This is a genomic window from Archangium sp. (assembly GCF_036389735.1).
Taxonomy (GTDB): Bacteria; Myxococcota; Myxococcia; order Myxococcales; family Myxococcaceae; genus Archangium.
This window is the reverse complement of sequence record NZ_DASVWK010000742.1, coordinates 1-7042: the sequence shown is the minus strand read 5'-3', so window position 1 is coordinate 7042 and position 7042 is coordinate 1. Positions and strand designations below refer to the sequence as shown.

Sequence of the window (7042 nt, the reverse complement as noted above, 5' to 3'; positions counted from 1 at the left end):
CGGCCTGTCCCTCGAGCTGCACCGTCGCCTCCGCGTAGTCGAAGGAGCGCAACATTCCCGCGACATCCCTCAGCGCGGAGTACTTCTCCCGCCGCTGCACGAAGCTGCGTCCGGGCTCGCCCTCGAAGTCGAAGATGAGCCAGTCGCCTTCCGCCCGGAGCACCTGTCCGAGGTGCAGATCCCCATGAATGCGGATTTTCTGCCCTGAAGGAGGAACGTGCGCCAGTCGTTTCGCGTGCTCGATGAGCGCTTCGCGTCGCGTCTCCAGCTCGGGGAACTGGTTCAGGGCCTGGCTGATGGTGACGCCCATCTCGCCCACGATGGAGGCGCTCCAACGCTGGAGGTCCTCCAGGTGGAGGGGCTCCGGGCTGAAGGCGGGGTCATCGGTGCTGGAGCCGAGCGCGCGGTGCAGCTCGCCCAGGCGCTGACCCAGGCCGCGCAGCTCCTCGAGGAAGCCCTCGGGGAGGCGGGGCGCGCGGCGGAAGTGGTCCAGGGTGTGGCGCCAGCCGTCGGTGACGTTGGGGATGTAGCGGTGCACCACCGCGAGGGTGGCGCCCGAGGGTCCCTCGGATTGGAGCGCCCCCAGCAGGGTGGGGGTGGCCCGGAAGGACGTCTTGGTCGCCAGGTAGCGGCCCACCTCGTACTCGGGGTTGATGCCGGCCTCCAGCTTGCGGATGACCTTGAAGATGACCTTCTCGGCCGCCACCACCGAGGTGTTGCTCTGCTCCACCTGGAGCCGGCGTACCGGCACGGGGGAGGGCAGGGCCATCAGCCCCTCGGGGGTGTCCAGCCACTCGCCCACGAGCTTGCCCGAGGCGCTGGGGAGTTCGCGCTCCTCGCGGATGAGCTGGAAGAGGGCGCGCAAGGCCTCCACGTCGTCGAAGGCATCCTGGATGCCCTCGCCCTTGCTCTCCACGGGCAGCAGGTAGCGATCCGGGAGGCCCATCTCGTAGAGGACCTCCACCACGGCGAGGGTGAAGTCCCGGTCGCCGGGAAGCGGGACGGTGGCGTGGTCCACCACCGACACCGACTTGATGGGCCAGGCCTTGCCCGCGAACCAGCGCTGGTTGCGGAGATAGTCGGGCAGCTTGGTCAGATCGATGGGCGCGGTCACGGCATTCCCCTCCCGGGCGCGGGCTTCTCGAGGCGGAACCACAGGAACATGTAGGGCCCGAGCGTGAGCTGGTACGGCATGCTGCCGGAGATGCGGGGGAAGGGTGTCTCGCCGATGAGCTCCACGGGCACCTGTCCCTCGTACTCGCGCAGGTCCAGCACCGCCGGTTGGGCGAAGCGCGAGAGGTTGCAGACGATGAGGATCGTCTGGCCCTCGTACTCGCGGGTGAAGGCGAGCACCTTGCGGTTGTCCGGGTTGAACCAGCGCTGCGTGCCCATGGCGAAGGCGGGGTAGCGCTGGCGCACCCGGAGCATGCGCTTCATCCAGTTGAGCAGCGAGGAGCGGACGCGCTCCTGGGCCTCCACGTTGATGGCCTGGTAGCCATAGACGGGGTCCGCGATGACGGGGGCGTACAGGCGCGCGCCATCGGCCCGCGAGAAGCCCGCGTTGCGGTCCGGCGTCCACTGCATGGGGGTGCGCACTCCGTTGCGATCGCCCAGGTAGATGTTGTCCCCCATGCCGATCTCATCCCCGTAATAGAGGACGGGAGTGCCCGGCAGGGTGAAGAGGAGGCTGTGCATCAGCTCGATGCGCCGCCGGCCGTTGTCCATCAGTGGGGCGAGCCGGCGCCGGATGCCCACGTTGATGCGCATGCGCGGGTCCGTGGCGTACTCCCGGTACATGTAGTCCCGGTCCTCGTCCGTCACCATCTCCAGCGTCAGCTCGTCGTGGTTGCGCAGGAAGATGGCCCACTGGCACGTCTCGGGGATCTCCGGCGTCTGCTGGAGGATTTCCACGATGGGCGTGCGGTCCTCCCGGCGCACCGCCATGAAGAGGCGGGGCATGACGGGGAAGTGGAAGCCCATGTGGAACTCGTCGCCGTCGCCGAAGTAGACGCGCACGTCGGCGGGCCACTGGTTGGCCTCGGCCAGCAGCAGCTTGTCCGGGTACTCCGAGTCGATCGTCTTGCGCAGCCGCTTGAGGAAGGCGTGCGTCTCCGGGAGGTTCTCGCAGTTGGTGCCCTCGCGCTCGAAGAGGTAGGGCACGGCGTCGCAGCGGAAGCCGTCCACGCCCATGTTCAGCCAGAAGCGCATGACGTCCAGCATGGCCTCTTGCACTTCGGGGTTGTCGTAGTTGAGGTCCGGCTGGTGGCTGAAGAAGCGGTGCCAGAAGTACTGCTTGGCCACCGGGTCCCACGTCCAGTTCGAGCGCTCGGTGTCCGTGAAGATGATGCGAGTGCCCTGGTACTTCTCGTCCGTGTCGCTCCAGACGTAGTAGTCGCGCTTGGGGCTCTTGGGATCCCTCCGGGCCTCCTGGAACCAGGCGTGCTGGTCGCTGGTGTGGTTGACCACCAGCTCGCTGATGATGCGGATGTCGCGCTTGTGGGCCTCGTCCACCATGCGCTGGAAGTCCGCGAGCGTGCCGTACTCCGGGTGCACCGCGTAGTAGTCCGCGATGTCGTACCCGTCGTCCTTCAGGGGCGAGGGGTAGTGCGGGAGGATCCACAGGCAGGTGACGCCCAGGTCCTGGAGGTAGGGCAGCTTCTCGATGAGGCCGGGGATGTCCCCGTGCCCATCCGCGTTCGAGTCATAGAACGCGCGGATGTGCAGTTCGTAGATGACGGCTTTCTTGTACCAGAGCGGATCCGTCCGGGTCATATAGGGCTGTGGGGCCTCATTCGTAGTAGTCGAAGGCTTGTTCACTGCGGCGGAAGCGGTACACCGCCCAGATGGCGGCGGGCTGCTCGGGCGTGAGGCGCACGTGGGCGGTGGGGCCCTGCCACAGGCTCCGCTCGTCCGTCATCAGTTCGTGCACCTGGTACGTCTCGTCCGGGTGGATACCCAGCTCGGCCAGGGGAACGTGCAGCACGGCCTCCTGGGCGTGGTACGGGTCGAAGCTCACCGCCACCAGCGCCTGGCTGGTCCCGTCCGGCGTGCGCTTCAGGTAGAACATCACCTGCTCGTTCTCCGCCTTGAAGAAGCGCAGGTTCTCGTAGAGCTGGAAGGCGCGGTGCTCTCGGCGGATGGCGTTGAGCCGGGCGATGTAGTCGCGGATGTTGCCCGGCCGGTCCAGGTCCCACGCCTTGAGCTCGTACTTCTCCGAGTCGAGGTACTCCTCCTTGCCCGGTTTGACGGGCGTGCCCTCGCACAGCTCGTAGCCGCAGTACATGCCCCAGACGCTGGAGAGCGTGGCGGCCATGGCGGCGCGCAGCCGGAAGCCGGCGGGCCCGCTGCGCTGGAGGAACTCGGGGAGGATGTCCGGCGTGTTGGGCCAGAGGTTGACGCGCATGTAGTCGGAGACGGGCGGGTTGCAGACTTCCGTGAGGTACTCCTCCATCTCCTGCTTGAAGTTGCGCCAGGTGAAGTAGGAGTACGACTGCTGGAAGCCCAGCTTGGCCAGGGCCTTCATCACCTTGGGGCGGGTGAAGGCCTCCGAGAGGAAGACGATGTCCGGGCGGACGGAGTGCACCTCGCGGATGAGCCAGGCCCAGAAGGGCAGGGGCTTGGTGTGCGGGTTGTCCACGCGGAAGATGCGCACGCCCTGCTCCACCCAGTGCATCACCACCGAGAGCAGCTCCGGCCACAGCGTCTTGCGCCCGGGCCCCAGCCAGTCGAAGTTGACGATGTCCTCGTAGCGCTTGGGCGGATTCTCGGCCGTCTTGATGGTGCCGTCCGGCCGGTGCTGGAACCACTCCGGGTGTTCCTTCACATAGGGGTGGTCCGGCGAGCACTGGAAGGCGATGTCCAGGGCGATTTCGATGCCCAGCCCGTTGGCGGCCCGGACGAAGCTCTTGAAGTCCTCCAGCGTGCCGAGCGCGGGGTGCACCGCCTTGTGACCGCCCTCGGTGGCGCCGATGGCCCACGGGCTGCCCACGTCCTCGGGGCCCGCGGTGAGGCTGTTGTTCTTGCCCTTGCGCGCCGTGCGGCCGATGGGGTGGATGGGCGGCAGGTAGATGACGTCGAAGCCCAGGGACTGCACGTACGGGAGCCACTTCTCGGCGTCCCGGAAGGTGCCGTGGGTGCGGCCGTCGCGCAGCACCGAGCGCGGGAAGAACTCGTACCAGGAGCCGTAGCGCGCCTTGTCCCGGTCCACGAAGACCTCGAGGACGCGCTCGTACCGGGTGGCGAGGGCGCGGTCCGCGTACCTGGAGGCCGCCAGCGTCAGGCCCGGATCCATCGCCGTGGCGATGGCGTCGGGGCTCATGCCCTTCTCGAAGCGCGCGGCGGCCTCGGTGAACCGTTTGGCCTCCTCGGCGCCGCCGGCCTTCTGGGCGCGCTCGGCGTGGCCCCGGAGCATGGCGGCGCCCTCGAGCAGCTCGCTCTTCACGTCCCGGCCCACGTCCACCTTGCGCTTGATCTCCGTCACCCAGGTGGCGAAGAGGTCCGGCCAGGCCTCGACGGTGAACTCGTAGCGGCCGTTGCGCGTGAGCGGAAAGCTGGCCTCCCAGAGGTCATTGCCCTTGGAGACCATGGGCACCTCGGCCCACTCCGTCGTCTGCTCCTTGGGGGCGGATTGCCTCCAGCGCACCACGGCCACCAGGATGTCGTGGCCCTCCTTGAAGATGTCGGCCTTGACCGTGAGGGACTCGCCCTCGACGCGCTTGACCGGCCATCGACCGGCGTCCAGTTGTGGCCGGACGTTCTCGATGACCGTGCTACCGATTCGCTCGCTCATAAATGCAGGCGGCCCCTTATAGGTCCCCGCGCCGCGATGCCCGGGCGCTGTCTTTCACTCTGCGTTGATGCCGAACGCTCCGCGCGTCCGACCCGTTGGCCCGAGAACGTTAGGAACGGCGCCGCAGGACGCACACCCGGTGGGAAGGGCTGCTCCCTCGCCCGGTGCCTCCTTCATACGAGCGGGCAGGCGAGCGCTGGAGGGGCATGCGCCTGCATGCCATTAGTCCTGCCCGGGCAGTTCTCCCGCCCTGGGCGTGACGTCGGCGTGCTCCTCGAAGAACCTCCGCACGAGCGTCATGGCGTTCATGAGCGCATCCACGGGGCCGACTCCCATGACGCACTTGATGCCGGGGAGGTAGCCCTCAATGGAGAGCGGGCAGAACCAAGCCCTATCGGCTTCACCTGGGAGTGGTTGCGGACGACCGACCACGAGCCTGACGACCCGGGTCTCTCCCTCTTTCGTGGTGTGGGACCAGTGATCCTCGGCGATGGGATCATCAATGGTGGTGAGTTGAGGGCGCCAGTCTTGAGCGCTCATAGGCGAGGCACCACGGGGCGGCCGAGGGGCCGTGCGACAGAAGGGTCGGGCGCGCTCGACGCCCGGGCCTGGGAGACCCGGCGGAGCCACGCCCGCGAATACTCCGTCCGCGAGGAACGGACTACTGCTGGGACTTGTGCTTGTAGAAGAGGACCAGCGTGTAGCAGTGGAACTCGTTGTCGCTCGACTGGGCCACGACCCGATCGACGATCTCCAGATCCGAGTTGCTGCGCAGCCAGCGGGTCACGTTCTCCCCCAGCTCCTCACGCTCCTTCGCCTTCGTCGCGGAGAATACCTTCACGCCCGTGAACATCGCCTTCCACTCCTTGCGGTTGGTTTTTTACTGTCTGTCCAGGAGGTTATCTCCCGCTCTTCACAGGTGTCAAAAAACCTTACCTCTAGAGGATGGGGGTTTTCACCGTGTAGGACGTGCCTAGATTCACCGGGTCGCTGGAGTAGCAGCCCGGGGGACGGGCCCTCGGGGACGGGGAAGGGCGAAGGGGGACGGCCTGTGGACGTGAAGACCAAGAAGGACCTGGCGGTGGACTTCATCAATGAGATCCGGACGATGGATCCCGCCGCGCTCAACGCGCTCATCGTGAAGGAGGCTGGCGAGGACCTCGCCCAGTTCTTCCTCAACTACAGCGCCAACCTCATCTCCAAGGATCCTTCTCGGGTGCTGGAGAACACCTCCTCGCTGATGCTGATGGGCTATCTCATCCGCACCCACGAGGAGCGCAACGGCCAGTCGAAACCGACGGGCCTCCAGGGGTACGCGTTCGCCTGATTCCGGCGGCGGGCGGTGCGCCGAGGCTCGACAGCTCCCACGGGAGCCTGTTAGGGAGCGGCGCCCATGCTCATCGATCTGCACGCGCATTCCTACCTCTCCAAGGGCTGCAACCTGGAACCGCGCGCGGTCCTGGACCGGGCCGCGATGTTCGGTCTGGACGGCGTGGCCTTCACGGAGACCAATACCCAGGACGGCTGTGACGAGCTGTTCGAGATTGGCGCCAAATCCAAGGTGAAGGTCTTCGTCGGGCTGGAGCTCGTCACGGACCGGGGTCAGTACCTGTGCTTCTTCCCGAAGCCGGAACGGGCGCCCGAGCCGGTACAGATGTGGGGCAGCAACCGCGAGAAGCCCTGGAGCGCCGCCGAGTGCCTGCCGAAGGTGCGCTCGCTCGGAGCGGCCATCGTGGCGGCCCGGCCGTTCGACCGCGACACCCCCAACCCGGCGATGGACTATGTCCGCTCGCTGGGCGGGGTGTTATGCGCCGTGGAGGGCTACAACGCCCGGGTGAAGCAGACGTCCAACGACCAGGCCGTGGAGGCCGCCGAGGTCCTCAAGCTGCCCTGCACGGGCGGCAGTGACGCCCGGGGCTCGCTGGACGAGGTGGGCTTCGGCGCCACCTTCTTCAAGAAGCCCATCCAGACGCAGGAGCAGCTCGTGGCCGCGCTGTTGGCCGGCGACTACTACCCCGTCATGGTCGGGGAGCTGCCGCGCCTCACCCGCCCGGGCGAGGCCCAGGCGGGGCGGGGCGGTGGGGGTGGAGGCAAGCGTCGCGGTGGTGGCGGGGGTGGTGGTGGCGGCGGGGGTCGCCGTCGCCGCTAGGGCTGCTTCGCCGCGGCGGGCGCGGGGCCCTCCTGGACGCGGCTCACCAGTCCATCCGTGATGAACACCCGGCGCTTCTCGCCCGGGTAGATCCACTCCTGGAG

At 67.5% G+C, this 7042-nt stretch carries 7 protein-coding genes; 2 read left to right on the top strand and 5 right to left on the bottom strand.

Features of this window, described 5'->3' with window-relative positions; all coding sequences use genetic code 11:
• From VF794_RS26415 to VF794_RS26395, 5 genes are all read right to left on the bottom strand, one after another.
• Window positions 1-1114: phosphotransferase (locus tag VF794_RS26415; RefSeq protein ID WP_331115079.1), on the bottom strand; the 1114-nt coding region annotated here is incomplete at its 3' end.
• Window positions 1111-2772 (bottom strand): maltose alpha-D-glucosyltransferase, encoded by a 1662-nt coding sequence (gene treS / locus VF794_RS26410; RefSeq protein ID WP_331115077.1) that lies wholly within the window; start codon window positions 2770-2772, stop codon window positions 1111-1113. The genes VF794_RS26415 and treS, both read right to left, overlap by 4 nt.
• 16 nt (window positions 2773-2788) lie before the next feature.
• Window positions 2789-4789: an alpha-1,4-glucan--maltose-1-phosphate maltosyltransferase gene (locus VF794_RS26405; protein WP_331115075.1), complete on the bottom strand. Its 2001-nt coding sequence runs from the start codon at window positions 4787-4789 to the stop codon at window positions 2789-2791.
• A 222-nt stretch (window positions 4790-5011) separates the two neighbouring features.
• Window positions 5012-5329, bottom strand: a complete 318-nt coding sequence (locus tag VF794_RS26400; RefSeq protein ID WP_331115074.1) for a hypothetical protein — start codon at window positions 5327-5329, stop codon at window positions 5012-5014.
• 121 nt (window positions 5330-5450) lie between these two features.
• Window positions 5451-5642: a hypothetical protein gene (locus tag VF794_RS26395; protein ID WP_331115072.1), complete on the bottom strand. Its 192-nt coding sequence runs from the start codon at window positions 5640-5642 to the stop codon at window positions 5451-5453.
• Window positions 5643-5840: 198 nt separating this feature from the next.
• On the opposite strand from VF794_RS26395, the gene VF794_RS26390 reads away from it, so the two are divergent.
• On the top strand, window positions 5841-6116 hold the full coding sequence (locus tag VF794_RS26390; protein WP_331115070.1) for a hypothetical protein: 276 nt from the start codon (window positions 5841-5843) through the stop codon (window positions 6114-6116).
• Window positions 6117-6182: 66 nt separating this feature from the next.
• Complete coding sequence (locus VF794_RS26385; RefSeq protein WP_331115068.1) at window positions 6183-6938, top strand: PHP domain-containing protein; 756 nt, start codon at window positions 6183-6185, stop codon at window positions 6936-6938.
• Window positions 6939-7042 lie beyond the last annotated feature (104 nt).

Bases quoted from the DNA above. Each gene is read 5' to 3' on its own strand.
- treS (WP_331115077.1), bottom strand. From the start codon at position 2,772: ATGACCCGGACGGATCCGCTCTGGTACAAGAAAGCCGTCATCTACGAA.
- VF794_RS26405 (WP_331115075.1), bottom strand. From the start codon at position 4,789: ATGAGCGAGCGAATCGGTAGCACGGTCATCGAGAACGTCCGGCCACAA.
- VF794_RS26400 (WP_331115074.1), bottom strand. From the start codon at position 5,329: ATGAGCGCTCAAGACTGGCGCCCTCAACTCACCACCATTGATGATCCC.
- VF794_RS26395 (WP_331115072.1), bottom strand. From the start codon at position 5,642: ATGTTCACGGGCGTGAAGGTATTCTCCGCGACGAAGGCGAAGGAGCGT.
- VF794_RS26385 (WP_331115068.1), top strand. From the start codon at position 6,183: ATGCTCATCGATCTGCACGCGCATTCCTACCTCTCCAAGGGCTGCAAC.